The organism is Kitasatospora sp. NPDC058444, from assembly GCF_042721415.1.
Taxonomy (GTDB): domain Bacteria; phylum Actinomycetota; class Actinomycetes; order Streptomycetales; family Streptomycetaceae; genus Kitasatospora.
Genome location: NZ_JBHXLL010000036.1, coordinates 1 through 15,021, shown reverse-complemented (window position 1 = coordinate 15,021; position 15,021 = coordinate 1). Strand labels below are relative to the sequence as shown.

Below are 15,021 nucleotides of genomic sequence, written 5' to 3'. Positions count from 1 at the left end.
TGACAGGACGCCCGGTCCTCCCGGTCTTCGGGTGGACCGGCTTCACCCCTGGAGGATGCGCCGCAGCCAGCGGGTGCGGGCGTCCTGGGCGTCCCTGCTGACGGCGGCCCGCGGGGCGAGGGTGTCGAACCCGTGGCACGCGCCGGGCCAGACGTGCAGTTCGGCCTGTCCGCCCGCCCGCCAGATCGCGTCGGTGTAGGCGACGGCCTCGTCCCGGAACGTCTCGGCGGAGCCCACGTCGAGGTAGGCCGCGGGCAGGCCGGACAGGTCGGTGGCGCGTGCCGGGGCGGCGTACGGCGAGAGGTCGGCGGCACCGTACCGGTCGCCGAGCAGGGCCTGCCAGGCGGTGGCGTTGGAGGTGCGGTCCCAGGTGTCGTGGCCGGCCATCTGGTGGCTGGAGAAGGTGTCGCCGCGGTCGTCGAGCATCGGGCTCAGCAGCAGTTGACCGGCCGGGGCCGGACCGCCGCGGTCGCGGGCCAGCAGGGCCAGGGCCGCGGCGAGCCCGCCGCCGGCGCTCTTGCCGCCGATGACCACGCGCCGCGCGTCCACACCCAGCGAGCTCGCGTGCCCGGCCGCCCAGACGAGTCCGGCGTAGCAGTCCTCGACGGCTCCGGGGAAGCGGGTGCGCGGCGCCAGCCGGTACTCGACGGACACGACCGCCAGCCCGAGCGGCAGCGCCCAGCCGTCCAGCAGCCGGGGCAGGACGGACCACGCGTTGCCCGTCACCATCCCGCCGCCGTGCAGGTAGTACAGCAACGGCAGTTCCTCGCGGACCCCGGCGGGCCTCGCGCTGACGAGGGTGACCTCGCCCCCGCCGCCGGGCCGCGGCACGCGCAGCTCCGTCACCTCGAACCGGCCGCCGTCCCGCAACCGGTCCAGCGTCGGGCGGGGCCGGGCGGCGGCGTCGGCTTCCTGCCAGGCCGCCAGGCGCTCCGGGAGGAGCACCTGCCGCGCCCCGCTGCCGGCCGCCGCCACCGCCGCCCGCACCTGCGGGTCCAGCGGCGGCACCCGCGGAGCCTCGGATCCACCCACCATCGGCACCCCCTTGCCACGGGGCGCCCGTCGGCGCCCTCCCGGCACAGCCTGCCACCCCCGTCCGTGCCGCTGCGCGGGACCCCCGCCCGACGATGCGTGCCGGGTGCCCGACGCCGCGTGCGGGTGCCCGGTCAGCGGGCGAGCCTCGCGAGGGCCGCCGGGGTGACGGGGGTGAAGAAGTTGACGAGGTTGCCGTCGGGGTCGCGGAACAGCAGTGAGCGGTTGCCCCAGGGCATCGTGGTGGGCTCGGTGACGAAGTCCGTGACGAACTCGGCCAGGTCGTGGGCGACCCGGTCCACGTCGTCGACGAGGAACTCGGTGATCACGCTCTGATTGGCCGCCGGCCGGGCGGAGCCGGGGGCGAACAGCGGGACGGTGCGGGTGCCGGCGATCGCGAGGGTGGCGCCTGGGGTCCGGAGTTCGGCGAAGTCCTCGGTGGCCCACTGCGCCCGGACGGCCAGGGCCCGTTCGTAGAAGCCGACCAGGCGGGCGACGTCGGCGGTGATGATGCGGATCGAAACGAAGTCCATGGGAGATCTCCTCTGTCGTGCGGGTGGGTGCTCAAGCGTCCGTGCGTTCAAGCGTCCGTGCGTTCAAGCGTCCGTGCGTTCAAGCGTCCGTGCGCTCAAGCGTTCGTTCGCTCGTACGTCGGGGAGACTAGGCGGGATACTGGACAGAATCGGTCCTCTATTTTCCCCTAGGCTTGTCGACATGTCCCGACCCACCGGCCGCGTCCTGACCCTGCTGGAACTGCTGCAGTCCGGCGGCACCCGCACGGTGGCCGAACTCGCCGACCGGCTCGGCGTCGAGGGCCGCACCGTGCGGCGCTACGTCGACCACCTCATCGACCTCGACGTGCCCGTGGAGTCGGTGCGCGGCCGGTACGGCGGCTACCGGCTCGCCCCCGGGCACCGCCTGCCCCCGCTGATGCTCGGCGAGGACGAGGCGCTGGCCGTGCTGCTCGGCCTGCTCGCCGGCCCCCGGGCCGGACTGGCGCCGGCCGAACGCACGGCGGGCGAGACCGCGGCGGCCAAGATCCGTCGGGTCCTGCCCCGGCACCTGGCCGGCCGGCTCGACACGCTCCTGGACGCGCTCTCCTTCACCGGCCGGCCCAGTGCCGCCACGGATCGGCCCGGCGGGGCCGCCCCGCCGGACACCGGGGCACTGCTCACCCTCGCCGACGCGGTCCGCCACCGGCGGCCGGTCTCGCTCAGGTACACCGACCGCAACGGCCGCCCCAGCGAACGCACCCTGCACCCGTACGGGATCGTCGCCCACGCGGGCCGGTGGTACGTCACCGGCGCGGACGCGGGGATCGGCGAGGACCGCACCCTCCGGCTCGACCGCGTCACGGACGCGCGGGCCCTGCCCGGCTCCTTCGACGCACCGGCCGGGCCCGACCCGGCCGAGCGCGTCCTGTCGACCCTGGCCGCGGCCGACTACCGGCACGAGGTGACGCTGCGGATCCACGGGACACCGGAAGGGATCCGCCGTCATCTCCCCGAGAGCGTCGCGACCCTGGAGGAAACCGGACCGGGGCCCGGGAGGGCAACGGAGACGGAGTCGGAGACGGCGACCGCGACGGAGACAGAGACCGAGACGGACGCCGACCGGGCCGCCGGGCGCTGGCTACGCGTCGAACTCCGGGCGGAGCGCCTCGACTGGCTGCCGCCGGTGCTCGCCGCGATCGATCGGCCCTTCGTCATCGAACGCCCCGAGGAACTGCGCACCCTGGTGACCGCCCTCGCCGACCGCCTCGCCTCGCACGCCCGCCGGGCCTGAGGGCAGGTCCCGGGGCCTGGGCCCGCTCCCCGTAGGCGAATTCGGGGGAGCGGGCCCAGGTGTTTCCTCAGGGTGCCGGGAGCGTAGCGCGGGCCACTGACATTGAGTCTCCCCGCGCGCCGCCACGGTGTCGGTCCCGGCTGCCAGGATCGCGGCCATGGACCTCACCACAGCCCTCACCGGGCTCGACGACCACCCCTGGGTCACCGTCTCGCACGCCTACGGCAGCGCCGAGGACCTGCCCGACCTGCTGCGCGCGCTCGCCGAGGGCGACGAGGAGGCCGCCGGGGAGGCGCTCTCCGAGCTGTACGGGAGCATCCTCCACCAGGGCACCGTGTACTCGGCCGGCGTGGACGCCGTGCCCTACCTGGCCCGGATCGCCGCCGCCGGGAGACGGACGGCGGACGTGCTGTGCCTGCTGGGCGGGCTGGCCGAGAGCGAGGACGAGTGGCAGGTCCCGGAGGGCGCGGTGCGGACCGCCGTGGCCGCCCAACTACCGCTGCTGCTCCCACTGTTGGGCGACCCGGACGCGACCGTCCGGCTGGCCGCCGCCTGGGCCGTCGGCCACACCCGGGACGGCGCGGCCGCGCCGGGCGCCCTGCGAGAGCGCCGGGCGGCCGAGGAGGATCCGGACGTGGCCGCCGAACTGCTCGTCGCCCTCGGCCGGGTGGACCCGGGCACGGCCGCCGAGGAAGCCCGGACGCTGCTCGGCGAGGAGACCCCGGTGCCGCTGCGGCTGGCCGCCGTCCTGGTCTGCCTGAGGACCGAGGAGCGCTGGGAGCCCGTCCACCACGCGGCCGTGCTCGGTCTGCTGCCCGCCCGCGAACTCACCGTCGACCGCTACAGCATCCACCACGAGGAACTGCTGCACACGGCCGTCGACACCCTGCTGGAACGCGACACCGAGGCCGACCGCGAGGTGGCCCTCGACCTGCTGGAGGCCGCCCTGCGCGACCCGCGACCCGAGGTGCGGGCCGAGGCCCTGTGGGCGGCCGACCACGCCTGCCAGGTCTCGCGCTGCGCCCCGGCCCGGCTGATCCCGTCCGTCGCCCCGCTCGCCGCCCAGGACACGGCGGCGAGCCTGCTGGCCAAGCTCGGCCCGCTCGCCGCCGAGGCCGCGCCCGTGCTGCTCGACCTCGCGGGCCGGCCGGACGACACGGCGGCCGACCAGGCCCTCGCCGCGCTGGTCCGGATCGATCCCCGGCAGGCCGCCCCGCTGCTGGCCCGCGCCCTGGAGCGGCGCCCGCGCGCCCGCGACGCCGCGGGTGACTCGCGGGCCCTGGCCTTCCCCTTCGACCGGGAGTTGCTCGCCGCCGTCCGCGCCCGGCTGGCCGTCGACGGGCTCGGCACCGACGAGACCGCCGACCTGGTCCACCTGCTGCGCCGGTGGGGCCCGCGGGCCGTCGCCGGCCTGCCCGAGCTGTGCGCGGTGCTGCCCCGCTTCCCGTACGCCGCGTCCGCCGTGGCGGCCGTCGTCGCGGGCGGCCCGCCCGAGGTGCGCCGGCGGGCCGCCGAGGCGCTGCGGGCGGCGGCCGGCCCGCTCCAGGTGGCCCGCGCCCACCACGACGTCACCGGCGAACCCGACCTCCTGCTCGCCGCCACCACCGAACGGCTGGCGGACCCGCGCGAGCGGGCCGAAGCGGCCCGGGCGGCCGCCGACCTGGGCCCGGCCGCCGCCGGGCTGCTCCCGGCCCTGCTCGCGGCGGTCAGCGTGGACCCGAAGGCGACCGCCCCGCAGCTGGACGCCGACATCGCGACGGCCCGCGCCGTCTGGCAGATCGACGGCGACGCCGAGGAGGCCGTCCGGATCCTGGCATCCGTCCTCGACCGCACCGCCGGGAGCCGGCAGTGGTGCCACTGGCCGGTGACCGCCGCGCTGCGGGCCGCCGCCTCCCTCGGAGGCGCCGGCCAGGACCTGATACCCCGGCTGGAAGCGCTGCTCGGCGATCCCGGGAACGCCGCCGGCGCCGCCCGCGCCCTGCTCGACATCGCCGACCCCGACACCGTCGACCTCGGCCGCCTCGCCCGGGCCGCGCTCCACGCGGTGGAGACGGGCGCCGACGTCACGGGCGGCTGCGAGGCCCTGCACGCGCTGGGCGCCGCCGCCAGGGACACCGACCTGGCCCGGTACGTCGGCGACCTGGTCGAGCGCGACGGCCGGATCGTCACCTCCGGTCTGGCGTACGAGATCATCCGCGAGGACGAGCGGCTGCGCGCCCTCCTGGCCGAGCTGCGCTGAGCCGGACGCCCCTGGCGGCCGAGGTCCCCTCACGGGACCGAAGACCCAGGCCGACTGTCAGTGTCAGGCCGTAGCTTTGGAGGTGTCGGCGGGCCGGTCCCGAACCGACCCCCCATCTCCGTTGCCCGAAAGGGGACTCCGCCGTGTCCGTCGCCGTGGAAGACCAGGTCACCTACCTCGAACTGTCCGAGGACGAGGGGAGCGCGCACAAGTTCTACGAAGTGCGGCTCGCCGGCCAGGTGGTGACCGTACGGTACGGGCGGATAGGCGAGTCCGGGCAGAGCAAGTCGACGACCTACCCGAGCCCGGAGAAGGCGGCCGCGTCGGCGGCCAAGAAGATCGGCGAGAAGGTCCGCAAGGGCTACGCCCCGGCCGTCCAGGGCGTGCGCCAGCGCCGGGCGGTGACCAGGCGGCAGATCGTCAGCAGCCGCTCCACCGCCCGGCAGGCGCCGCTGCTGTGGCGCTTCCGCTCCGGCTCGCCCGCCTTCGGGATCTTCGTCGGCGAGGAGCACGCTTGGGTCGGCAACGAGCGCGGCGACGTCTACACCCTCACCCACGACGGCGAGGTGACGGCCCGCTACGGCCTGCCGGACGGCGTCAAGTGCATCGTCGCGGACGACTGGTGGATCTACGCCGGCTGCGACGACGGCAAGGTGTACGACCTGGGCGGCAAGGTCCCGCGGGTGGCGTACGAGATCGCCCAGGACGTGGACATCTTCTGGCTCGACATCCACGACGGCGTGCTCGGCGTCGCCGACGAGCGCGGCGGGCTCACCACGGTGGACCACGAGGACGAGTTCCAGTGGCGCCGCCAGGCCGACGGCCGGGCCGGCTGGATGGTGCGTTGCGACGCCGACGGCGTCTACCACGGCCACTCGCGCGGCGTCGCCCGCTACGACAACCGCAGCGGCGACCAGCGGTGGTACACCCCGACCAAGGGCGAGGTGCTGTTCGGCTGGCAGGAGGCCGACGAGGTGTTCGCCGGCACCGGGCGCGGCTGGGTGCACCGGCTGCGCAAGTCGGACGGCGCCGAGGTGGCCGCCTACCGCTGCGACGCCGCCGTCTTCTCCTGCGCGGCCTCCCCGGACGGCGAGTACGTCTTCGCCGGGGACAACCACTCCTCGGTGTACTGCTTCGCCGCCGACGGCACCCGGCTGTGGAAGCTCGCCACCGGCTGCGGCTCGGCGTACAGCATGCAGTACCGCGACGGCCGGCTCTACCTGGTGACCACCGACGGTTCGCTGGCCTGCCTGGACGCCGGCGAGCAGGCGGTGCGGGCGGCCGAGGAGGGCACGCTGCCGAAGACCGCCGAGATCAAGGGCGCGGACCGGGCGCCGGTGCTGGCCGGCGCCGCGCTGGAGACGGTCGCGGTGGCCACGGCCCGGACCGGCGGCGAGATCGAGGTCGAGTGCGTCCAGGACGGCGCCCGGCTGCGGGTGCGGGTGGTCTCGCAGGGCTACGACCCGTCGTGGCGGGTGCAGTTCCCCAAGGACGTCCGGATCGCCGGGGCCCGCTACCTGGTCGCCGAGGTGCGGGAGTCCGCCTCGGGAGGCTTCTACCGGGCGCGCGGTGAGATCAAGCGCCTGCTCTGACCCGGTGGCCCTGGTCCCGGGGCGGCCGCACGGGGGTGGCGGCCGCCCCGGGAGGCTCAGGCCAGGCGCAGCACCAGCTTGCCGGTGTTCCCGCCCCGGAAGAGCATCCCGAAGGTCTCCGGGAAGTCGTCCACGGTGCCTTCCACCACCTGCTCCTTGACCTTGATCCGGCCCTGCGCGATCCAGCCGGCGAGCTCGGCGGCCGCCTCCGGGTACCGGCGGGCGTAGTCGAACACCACGAAGCCCTCCATCCGGGCCCGCCGCACCAGCAGGGACAGGTAGTTGGACGGGCCCTGCACGTCGCCCTCGTTGTTGTACTGGCTGATGGCGCCGCAGACCACCACCCGGGCGTGCATCGCCAGTCGGGTCAGCGCGGCGTCCAGGACCGGGCCGCCGACGTTGTCGAAGTAGACGTCGATGCCGTCCGGGGCATGGGTGCGCAGGGCCTTGCGGACGTCCTCGGCGCGGTAGTCGATCGCGGCGTCGAAGCCCAGCTCCCCGGTGAGCAGCGCGCACTTCTCGGGGCCGCCGGCGATGCCGACCACCCGGCAGCCCTTCACCTTGGCGATCTGGCCCACCAGGCTGCCGACCGCCCCGGCGGCGCCGGAGACGACGACGGTCTCGCCCTCCTTGAGCGCCCCGACGTCCAGCAGCCCGAAGTACGCCGTCATCCCGGGCATCCCGAGGGCGCCCAGGTACGTCGACAGCGGCGCGAGCGCGGGGTCGACCGCGAGCGCGCCCTTCCCGTCCGACACCGCGTACTCCTGCACCCCGAAGGCGCCGACCACGTGGTCCCCGACCCGGAACTTCGGGTGGTTCGACGCGATGACCTCCACCACCGAGCCGGCCCGCATCACCTCGCCCAGCCCCACCGGCGGCAGGTACGACGGCCGGTCGTCCAGCCACCCCCGCATCGCCGGATCCAGCGACACGTACCGCGTCCGCCCGAGGAACTCCCCGTCACCCGGCTCCGGGACGGCCTCCTCCCCGTGCGCCCAGTCCTCCGGGCGCACCTCCCCGACCGGCCGACTGGCAAGGCGGATCTGACGGTTGACTCCGGTGGCTCCGGCCATGACGTCTCCTGCGGGGCGCTCGGGCTCGACGGTGAACGCGCCCGATTCTAAGCAAGCGCTTGTTCAATTGGCCAGAGCGGGACATCCCTGCGCAGCGGCATAGGCTTCGTCCCGTGGAGTTCGAGACCGTGGAGACCGAGATCATCGAGGGGGTCGCCGTTCCGGTGGCGCACTCCTGGGCGCACCAGAACACGATGGACCTGCTCCGGCAGCAGCTCGCCCCGGCCCTTCGGCCGAACGGCCTGTGCGCCGGTTCCGGCGACCTGGCCCTGCCGGGCACGACGGATCGCTACCTGCCCGACCTCGCCGTCGTGCCGGCCGAACTCGCCCGGGGCGAGGGAGCGTTGCCGCCCGACCGGACACTCCTGGTCGTCGAGGCGACCGAGCCTTCGAGTGCCGACACCGACCGGACGGTGAAGCGCCGCCGCTACGCCCGGTTCGGTGCGCCGCTCTACCTGCTGGTCGACCGGCAGGAGCGGGCCTGCACGTTGTTCTCCCAGCCGGGTGCGCTCGGGTACACCCGGGTCGAGGGGCCGCACCCGTTCGGGGTGCCGGTGCGGCTGCCCGAGCCGTTCGAACTCGACCTGGACACCGGCGAGTTCTGAATCATTACCGGTCGGCTAGATGGCCGGCCTCGCCGGGGGCCAGGGCCGGGGCCGGGCGCCAGCCGAGGGCGGGGCCGAGGCGGGTCGCCAGGTCGGTGAGGATCTGCACGTAGTCCTCGTGCTCGAAGGTGAACGGCAGGGCGAAGGCGACCTCGTCCACCTCGCGGAAGCCGGCGTGGGCGTGCAGCCGTTCGACGAGTTCCTCGGTCGTGCCGACCAGGTCGGGGGCGAACAGCAGCCGGGCCGGGCCCTGCGGGGCGAGGGTGCGCGGGGTGCGGGCGAGGGCGTAGGCCTGGTACTTGGCGCGCTGCTCGGGGGTGGCGCTGTCGGTGGGGATGACCACCAGCCCCTGGGAGACCCGGGCGCGTTCGCCGTCGGGGTGGCGCTCGCGGAAGGCGCGGATCTGGGCGGCCTGGAGGGCGGCGAAGTCGAACGGCCCCTCCCCGTCCTCCGGTTTCACCACGCTGCTGGTGAGCAGGTTGATCCCCTGCTCGCCGGCCCAGCGGGCCGAGCGCAGGCTGCCGGCGCCGTACCAGAGCCGGGAGGCCAGGCCGGGGGAGTGCGGCTGGACGCGGCGGGAGTACACCTCGATGCCCTCGGTGCCGGAGAAGTCGGAGGCGTCCTCGCCGCGGACCAGGGCGAGCAGCCGTTCGGCGCGGCGGGGGCTGAAGTCCTCCTGCTCGCCGGTGTCCGGGTAGAGCGCGCCGCGCACGTGCTCGTAGTGGGTGGGCGTGCCGATGCTGAAGCCGGGGTTGAGCCGGCCGCCGGAGAGCACGTCCACGGTGGCCAGGTCCTCGGCGAGCCGCAGCGGGTTCTCCCAGCCGAGCGGGGTGACGGCGGTGCCGAGCTGGATGCGGCTGGTGCGCTGGGTGGCGGCGGCGAGCACGGCGAGCGGGGAGGAGATGCCGTACTGGAGGTGCCGCTGGCGCAGCCAGGCGCTGTCGAAGCCGAGCCGCTCGCCGAGGGTGATGAGGTCGAGGGTGGATTCGTGGCCCCGGCGGGGGTCCGCCTCGTCGAAGAGCCCGATGGTCAGGAAGCCGAGTTTCCGCAGCGGGCGAGGGGTCGGCGACATGGTGGGCTCCGCGGGGTGAGGGGTGGCCCGGGAAGGGCCGGTCGGGGGGTGTGTTCCGAACGTAAGCAGCCGCCACGCCGTCCGACAAGATCGACGCGGGATCCGGACACCGGCCCGCAACGCGGCGCAACGCGGGGCAATGCGGCGCCACGTGCGGTGGCTCCCACCCCGACACGCAGGGTGGGAGCCACCGGCGTCCGGGCCGTGACCGGTACCCGCCCGGCCCGCCCGCGGGAGCCGTCAGCAGCTGCGCAGCTCCGGGCTCTGGTTGCGGATCTGGTTGTGCAGCGAGGTGAACTCGCGGTACGCCGCGCCGTCCTCGGTGCCGGGGCGGAAGGCGCCGACCCGGTGGCAGTTGACGAAGGCGAGCTTCACCCCGAAGTGGCTCTCCAGGCTGCCCCGGATCGCGTTGCTGGCGAGCGCGCGCAGCAGCTGGGCGCGCTGCTCGTCGCTGGGCGTGGTGTTGTCGGTGGTGAACTCCTGCTGGCCGGCGGCGAGTTCGGTGCTGAGCCCGGCCACGACCTGGTAGGCGTACGGGAGCGAGACGCGGACGGTCTCGAGGAAGTCGGCCTCGTCGACGCGGCCCTGCTGGGCCTGGGCGAGGAGGGCGGGGGAGACGTCGAGCGACATGGAGGTCCTCTTTCGGGGATGCGTCGGGCTTCGACCGGTGGCGGCCAGCGGTGACCCGTGAACGGGGGCAGCGGTGACCCGCGGAACGGGCGGCACTCACCCGCACCGGTTATCGAAGATGAAAACCATTGCAGGAAAGACTCTCCCGGTCACCCTGACGCCCTGTCAAGCACCACTCCCCGAAGGGCTGACGGCGGGCGGCGCCGGCAGGCGGTCGACCTTGATGACGAACAGCGCGATCGTCACGGCCGGCGCCGCGGCAGCGCATCGAGCGCCTGGGGGGTGCCCCGCCATGCGGGTGGCGATGGAGGAAAGTCGACCATAAGTCAACAGAGTCAGACATGTTCCGACGGGCCGCGGTGGTTCGACGCCGCTCCGGAATTCCTGCGCGGGTGTGGCGGTTCGGCGTGTGTGTGGCTCGGAGCGGCGTTCGGGTGGGCGGCCGAGTCGGCCGCGGAGCTGCTGGGAGTCCGTCCGCTACCTCACCGGCGCCGGATGTTCAATCGATGAATCTTTCTGAGGGCGATGGGTTGGGGCTCTTGACGGCGGGGTGGGACCGGCGCTTTTGTTGTGTCGCCCCCGTTTGAAAATGATGGCATGTGGTTGTTTGTGTTTACTTTTGCCGTCTTGCTCGCCCACCCTGGAGTCGCCCATGCCCCCTCGTCGCCTGTCTGCTGCCCACCGCTGTGCCGGTTCTCCCGCCCCTCCTCGGTCTACCGCCCGCTCCGCCGGCCGGACCGTAGGCGGCGCAGACACCCGGGCGGCACCCGCCAGTGAAAAGGTCTTGCTGACCCACCCGCAGAAGCAGGGCGACCAGGAGCACTTCGTCGGCGAGGCTGCTGTGGCGAAGGACAAGGTTGACGAACTTGGCCGAGGCCGCCGGGCTGACGACCTCGACAGCGAGGTCGACAGGATGGTTGCTGGGTGCGGGTCGCGGTGGCCGCGGAGAGCAATGGCCTGATGGTCATGGGTGGCGCCGCTCACTTCGGACGGCCGGGTCTGCGCCACCGAGCCGGGTCCATGGCTCGCAGTCAGGCCGGCGCGGTCCCATCGCCACCCTGCTCGCTCTCGCCTTGACCGGAGTGCCTCCCGCAGAACGGCTCGACCGTCCACGGCTCAACGGCGCCCCGGCGGAGCGTCGCCGGGGCACCCCGTCGGTCGCCGCTGTGGTGATCCACCAGCGCCACACCCGTGAACAAGCCATGGGCTGCCCGTCAGGGTCGCCTGCACCACGTGGAGCCCGGTGGGCGGGCCCCTAAGAGTCCCGCCCACCGGCATCAGTGCATGGAAATAGAAGGAGCGGAAGAACGTGATCGAAGACACGGGCGGCGTGAGACGACGCGGCGTGCTCGCCGCGGGCCTGGCCGGTGTGGGCGCTGCCCTGGTGCCTGCTGGCCCGGCCACCGCCTTGCAGGCCGGAGTGACGGGTCCCGCCGGCGCCGAGTCAGCCGGGGGCGGCCGCCGGGTGCTGAACCTCAACACCGACTGGGCTTTCTGGCGTGAGGACGCCCCGGGTGCCGGGGCGCCGGGATTCGACGACTCGCAATGGGCCGCGGTGTCGCTTCCGCACTCCATGCGGCTGGAGCGCAAGCGGCCCTCGGTCTACGACGTGTTCGCGGGCATCGGCTGGTACCGGCGGTACTTCCGGATCGATCCGCAGGACCGGGGGCGCCGGCTGAACGTGGTGTTCGACGGCGTGCAGACCGACTGCACCGTCTACCTGAACGGGGAGAAGCTCGCCGAACACGCCGGCGGCTACATGGGCTTCGTCGTCGACATCACCGACAAGGTCCGTCTCGACGCCGACAACGTCCTGGCGGTCCGGGTGTCGAACCTCGACGACCCGGTCACCCCGCCCGGCAAGCCACGCAACGAGCTGGGATTCCTCACGTACGGCGGCATCTACCGCGGCGTCACACTCCGGGTGACGGACCCCGTCCACATCTCCGATCCGCTGCAGGAGGACCTGGTCGCCGGGGGCGGAGTGTTCGTCTCCTACCCGAAGGCCACCGCGGCGAAAGCGACGGCCGAGGTCAGGACCCACGTGGTGAACCGGACGGCCGCCACCGCCCGGACCAGGCTCACCACGGTCCTCTACGACGCCCGGGGCACGGCGGTCGCCCATGCCACCGACACCGCCTCAATCCCGGGCAACGGGGGCAACACCTTCACCCAGACCCTGAACGTGACGCGGCCGAACCTGTGGCATCCCGACTCCCCTCACCTGTACAGGCTGGTCAGCCGGGTCTTCGTGGACGCCAGACCGGTCGACACGGTGACGACGCAGACCGGCATCCGACGGATCGACTACAAACCGGACGGCTTCTACCTCAACGGCGAGCGCCTGTACCTGCGGGGCGCCAACTGCCATCAGAACTACGCCTACATCGGTGACGCCGCGCCGGCGTCGATGAAGTACCGCGAGGCGCAACGGCTGAAGCTCGGCGGATTCAACGCCGTACGCGCCGCGCACTACCCCCACGACCCGGCCTTCCTCGACGCCTGCGACGAACTCGGCCTGCTCGTCGTCGCCTGTCAGCCCGGCTGGCAGTACTGGAACGGCGACCAGACGTTCGTCAGCCGGACCTACCGCGACATCGCCACGATGATCCGGCGGGACCGCAACCGGCCCTCGGTGGTCCTCTGGGAGACCTCGCTGAACGAGACCCACCCCCCGCAGTGGTGGGCGAAGGAGGCCAACAGGGTCGCCCACGCGGAGATGCCGGGCGACCAGATGTTCACCTCGGCGGACTACGGCACGTGGGGCGCCGAGTACGGCGTCAACTACAAGGTCGTCAACACCGACGGCTCGGACCCGGCCCCGGCCGTGCCCTTCCTCACCCGCGAGTGGGGCGACTGGGAGAACCCCAGCCGGACGGCCCGGGACGACGGCGAGCGCGCGATGGTCGGCCAGGTGGTCACCCGCCAGCGCTACCTCGACGGCACCGGCTACTGGGACTGGGGCGGGCTCGACGCCCACCCCCGGATCGGCGGCTACTTCCTCTGGGTCTTCGAGGACTACGGAACCAACGACGCCTACCAGAAGTCCGGGGTGGTCGACATCGACCGGTACCCCAAGTACTCCTACCAGTGGCTGAAGGCCATGCAGCCGGCCGGAAACCCCCGCCACGGCGGCCCGACGGTCTTCGTCGCGAGCTCCTACACGGCCTCCTCCAGCCTGGAGGTGATGGTGTTCGGCAACACCGACAGCATCCGGCTGTACCAGAACGGCCGGCTCGTAGGGGAGCGGACCCGGGCCGAGAACGCCACGACCGCGCCCCACGTGGCGGCCAAGGGCGGCAGCCCCTACTACACCTTCACGCTGCCGGCGTTCGCCGCCGGAGAGCTCCGGGCCGAGGGCCACGTGAACGGCGCGATCGCCGCGACGCACGTGGTCAGGACCCCCGGCGCCGCCCACCACCTGGAGGTCGTCGTCGACGACGCGGGCGGAACGGACGCGCTCACCGGCCTCCTGGCCGCCCTGCTCGGCGATGCCACGGAGGAGGGCCGGAAGGCCGCGCGGAGGCTGCTGGACGCCTGGAATCCGGGCCGGGCGGACTCCCTCGTCGACCGGGTGGGCGAGGTCCGCGGTCGCCCGCTGACCGCCGGGGAGGCCGAGGCGGTGCTCGGCTACGCACGGCTGCTCGACCGCATCCAGCCCGTCGCCGACGGTTCCGACCTCGTCCCGGTGTACATCAAGGTCGTCGACGAGCACGGCACCCTGGTCGCCGACTCCTCCACCACCATCACCCTCCGGGTGACCGGCGCCGGGAGCCTGGTGGGTGCCGGCATCCCGAGGATCGCCGCACAGACTCAGAAGGTCCAGGGCGGGATCGGCTACGCCTTCGTCGCCGCCGGCACCGAGAGCGGCTCCGTCACCCTCACCGCGACCGCGACCGGCCTCGAGAGCGGCCAGTACACCGTGCGGACCGCGCCGTACACCGGCACGCACGTGCTGCCCGGCACCCACCCCGTGTGGAAGGACGTCTCGACCCTGGAGAGCCAGGGTGCCCAGAACCTGGCCCTGTTCAGACCGGCGATCGCCTCCAGCTCGGAGAACGGCAACGGTCCGGACGGTGCCGTGGACGGTGCGGGCGAGACCAAGTGGGTCGGCAACGGCCCGGATCCGGCCTGGTGGCAGGTCGACCTCGAGACGCCGGCCGACATCGAGCAGTTCCAGATCGTCTGGGAGACCGACCGGACCAGCTACCGGTACCGGGTCCTGACCTCGGACGACGCCGCCGCCTGGACCACCGCCGTCGACGCGTCGGACAACACCGCCATGGTGGCCTCCGTCGTCCACCACGTCCGGGCCACGGCGCGCTACATACGCGTCGACATCCTCTCCGCCGGCAGCTGGTGGCCGTCCATCCGCGAGTTCCGCGTCGTGCCGCCGGGCGGCAGCGGCGGCGTCCCGCCGGCCGACCCGGGCCCGAAGATCACCCGTGACCGCATCCGGGCGGTCACGGCGTCGAGTTACGCCGCCGGCTTCGAACCCGACAAGGCCTTCGACGGGGACACCACCTTCGGCACCGGCTGGAGCGCCGCCTCACCGACGCTCCCCCAGACGCTGACGGTGGAGCTGACCACGGCCCACGACCTGGACGGCGCACGGGTCCACTGGGGCAAGGACAGCACCTGGTACACCTACGACCTGCAGACCTCCCCCGACGGAGCCGCCTGGACCACGGCGATCGCCGGCCTGACCCGCAGCGGCCAGTACGTCCTGCCCGAGGTCTTCAGAGCCACGAACGTGCGGTACGTCCGTTTCGCCGTCACCCAGGCCAGCGGTGGCGGCGCGCAGACCATCGCCGGAATCGCCGAGGTGATCCTCTACGGTGCACCGGCGGCCGGTGCCTCGTAGCCGGCGGTAACCGCCGACCGGTCGGACTCGCCGACGAGCGGGCCACCGAAGCGGGGGGGGGGGGCCATGCCCCCCCCCCCCCGCGCCCCCCCCCCCCCCATTTTCACAGCCCCCCCCCCCCCCCCAACC

10 protein-coding genes are annotated in these 15,021 nt (G+C 73.7%); 5 read left to right on the top strand and 5 right to left on the bottom strand.

Annotation, left to right across the window (positions count from 1 at the left end; all coding sequences use genetic code 11):
• Window positions 1–42: 42 nt before the first annotated feature.
• Both ACFWP2_RS29345 and ACFWP2_RS29340 read right to left on the bottom strand, forming a co-directional pair.
• The gene (locus ACFWP2_RS29345) at window positions 43–1,035 is read right to left on the bottom strand and encodes an alpha/beta hydrolase (RefSeq protein WP_380456907.1); all 993 of its coding nucleotides are present in this window, start codon (window positions 1,033–1,035) and stop codon (window positions 43–45) included.
• Between the two features lie 131 nt (window positions 1,036–1,166).
• Entirely contained in the window at window positions 1,167–1,565 is a 399-nt protein-coding gene (locus tag ACFWP2_RS29340; RefSeq protein ID WP_380456905.1) for a VOC family protein, read from the bottom strand.
• A 181-nt stretch (window positions 1,566–1,746) separates the two neighbouring features.
• On the opposite strand from ACFWP2_RS29340, the gene ACFWP2_RS29335 reads away from it, so the two are divergent.
• From ACFWP2_RS29335 to ACFWP2_RS29325, 3 genes are all read left to right on the top strand, one after another.
• A complete protein-coding gene (locus tag ACFWP2_RS29335; protein ID WP_380456903.1) occupies window positions 1,747–2,817 on the top strand; it encodes a helix-turn-helix transcriptional regulator in 1,071 nt (356 codons plus the stop codon).
• Between the two features lie 157 nt (window positions 2,818–2,974).
• Window positions 2,975–5,056: a hypothetical protein gene (locus ACFWP2_RS29330; protein WP_380456901.1), complete on the top strand. Its 2,082-nt coding sequence runs from the start codon at window positions 2,975–2,977 to the stop codon at window positions 5,054–5,056.
• 143 nt (window positions 5,057–5,199) lie between these two features.
• Window positions 5,200–6,648: a WGR domain-containing protein gene (locus ACFWP2_RS29325; protein WP_380456899.1), complete on the top strand. Its 1,449-nt coding sequence runs from the start codon at window positions 5,200–5,202 to the stop codon at window positions 6,646–6,648.
• A gap of 56 nt (window positions 6,649–6,704) precedes the next feature.
• On the opposite strand, the gene ACFWP2_RS29320 is transcribed toward ACFWP2_RS29325, so the two are convergent.
• Window positions 6,705–7,721, bottom strand: coding sequence for an NADP-dependent oxidoreductase (locus ACFWP2_RS29320; protein ID WP_380456897.1), 1,017 nt, complete (start codon window positions 7,719–7,721; stop codon window positions 6,705–6,707).
• Between the two features lie 113 nt (window positions 7,722–7,834).
• Between ACFWP2_RS29320 and ACFWP2_RS29315 the strand changes: the two genes are divergently transcribed.
• Window positions 7,835–8,326, top strand: a complete 492-nt coding sequence (locus ACFWP2_RS29315) for a Uma2 family endonuclease (protein WP_380456895.1) — start codon at window positions 7,835–7,837, stop codon at window positions 8,324–8,326.
• Window positions 8,327–8,330: 4 nt separating this feature from the next.
• Here the strand turns inward: ACFWP2_RS29315 and ACFWP2_RS29310 are convergent, their stop codons facing one another.
• Both ACFWP2_RS29310 and ACFWP2_RS29305 read right to left on the bottom strand, forming a co-directional pair.
• Window positions 8,331–9,398: an LLM class flavin-dependent oxidoreductase gene (locus ACFWP2_RS29310; protein WP_380456893.1), complete on the bottom strand. Its 1,068-nt coding sequence runs from the start codon at window positions 9,396–9,398 to the stop codon at window positions 8,331–8,333.
• Window positions 9,399–9,638: 240 nt separating this feature from the next.
• On the bottom strand, window positions 9,639–10,028 hold the full coding sequence (locus ACFWP2_RS29305) for an SCO5389 family protein (RefSeq protein WP_380456891.1): 390 nt from the start codon (window positions 10,026–10,028) through the stop codon (window positions 9,639–9,641).
• A 1,309-nt stretch (window positions 10,029–11,337) separates the two neighbouring features.
• Between ACFWP2_RS29305 and ACFWP2_RS29300 the strand changes: the two genes are divergently transcribed.
• Window positions 11,338–14,892, top strand: coding sequence for a discoidin domain-containing protein (locus ACFWP2_RS29300; RefSeq protein WP_380456889.1), 3,555 nt, complete (start codon window positions 11,338–11,340; stop codon window positions 14,890–14,892).
• Window positions 14,893–15,021: the final 129 nt, after the last annotated feature.

Coding starts and splice junctions, on each gene's coding strand:
- ACFWP2_RS29345 (WP_380456907.1), bottom strand. CDS start 1,035: ATGGTGGGTGGATCCGAGGCTCCGCGGGTGCCGCCGCTGGACCCGCAG.
- ACFWP2_RS29340 (WP_380456905.1), bottom strand. CDS start 1,565: ATGGACTTCGTTTCGATCCGCATCATCACCGCCGACGTCGCCCGCCTG.
- ACFWP2_RS29335 (WP_380456903.1), top strand. CDS start 1,747: ATGTCCCGACCCACCGGCCGCGTCCTGACCCTGCTGGAACTGCTGCAG.
- ACFWP2_RS29330 (WP_380456901.1), top strand. CDS start 2,975: ATGGACCTCACCACAGCCCTCACCGGGCTCGACGACCACCCCTGGGTC.
- ACFWP2_RS29320 (WP_380456897.1), bottom strand. CDS start 7,721: ATGGCCGGAGCCACCGGAGTCAACCGTCAGATCCGCCTTGCCAGTCGG.
- ACFWP2_RS29310 (WP_380456893.1), bottom strand. CDS start 9,398: ATGTCGCCGACCCCTCGCCCGCTGCGGAAACTCGGCTTCCTGACCATC.
- ACFWP2_RS29305 (WP_380456891.1), bottom strand. CDS start 10,028: ATGTCGCTCGACGTCTCCCCCGCCCTCCTCGCCCAGGCCCAGCAGGGC.